The following is a 1,433-nucleotide window of genomic DNA, read 5'->3' as shown; positions in this document are numbered from 1 at the left end:
GGGGTGGTGGCGGCTTTTCGCAGGGTTTGTATGACGCGATCAAGAGCGCGGGCGCAGCCGGGCATCTCTTCGTCGCCGCAGCCGGTAACGCTGGAGCGGATACGGACTCAACGGCCAGCTATCCGTCTTCTTATGACCTCGGCAACATCATATCCGTCGCCGCAACCGACAACCGCGACCGACTGGCCAGCTTCTCCAACTATGGTGCTAACAGCGTCGATCTAGGCGCTCCAGGCGTCGATATCGCTAGCACGTATCCTAATAATGGGTATGTCTATATGAGCGGAACCTCTATGGCCGCGCCGCATGTCAGTGGTGTTGCCGCGCTCCTGCTCGACAGGCATCCGAATTGGGGCTATGCCGAACTCAAGGATCGACTGTTCGCATCGGTGCGCCCGCTCAGCTCGCTTGCTGGGAAAACGCTGACTGGCGGCATCGTCAACGCCAACGAGGCCCTGTGGGAACCGACTTCTCCACCGAGTGCGCCAGCGAGCCTATCGGCGATGACGGTTTCTCATTCTGCGATCGATTTGGCCTGGTCCGACACCGCGAATGACGAAGATGGCTTCAAGCTTGAGCGCAGCCAAGATAACGGCGCCACCTGGACCCAGATCGACAGCTTGGCGGCGAATACCCAGGCCTTTAGCGATACCGGATTGGACGCCGAAACCACCTATGCCTATCGCCTGTTTGCCTTCAACAGCGCCGGTACATCGGAGGTCTCGAATACGGCTTCGGCAACCACCGATCCCGTCCCAAGCGGTCAGGAGATCCTCAGCAATGGCGAGACCGCTGAAGCAGGGACGGTGTCTGGAACCTATCAAGACACCTGGTATGACGATGCGGTGACCCAGAGCATCACCGAGCGCTCATCGGGCGGACGGCCAGCAAGCCGCTACAGCTACCTGCAGCACACCTGGCACTTCCAGGTTCCGGCTGGCAGCGCCATACTCAGCCTCAACGCCTGGTCGACCGTGTCTAGCGATGGTGACAGCTTTGACTTCAGCTACTCGGTCAACGGCGGCCCATTCGTGTCCATGCTGACCATTGCCGGCGGCGAAAGCAGTAGCACCTATAGCTACCTCTTCCCGCCGGAGACCTCGGGGACGGTCTCGATCCGCGTGACCGATACCGATCGCACGCCTGGGAATGTTTCCTTGGATACGATCACCATTGATCAACTCTCGATCTGGTCAGAGACCGAGCTGGGTGATCCGCCGTTGGCGCCATCTCAACTGGGTGCGACGGCCACAGTTGCCGGCCAGATCGATCTCAACTGGATCGACAACGCCAGCGACGAACAGGGATTCGAGGTTGAGCGTGCCCTTTCGGGTAGCGGGAGTTGGAGCCGACTGGATAGCTTGGCAGCCGATACGCAAGGCTACAGCGACACCAGTGTCGCTTCCGAGACTGGCTATGATTATCGTGTGCGG

Annotated in this window: 1 protein-coding gene; it reads left to right on the top strand. The window is 59.9% G+C overall.

Annotation, left to right across the window (positions count from 1 at the left end; translation table 11 throughout):
* Nucleotides 1–1,433: S8 family serine peptidase (locus VBE63_RS29270; RefSeq protein WP_323686490.1), on the top strand; the 1,433-nt coding region annotated here is incomplete at both ends.

The sequence above is a fragment of the Lamprobacter sp. genome (assembly GCF_034860625.1).
In the GTDB taxonomy this organism is placed as follows: Bacteria; Pseudomonadota; Gammaproteobacteria; order Chromatiales; family Chromatiaceae; genus Lamprobacter.
This window is presented reverse-complemented; position numbering and strand designations above follow the sequence as displayed.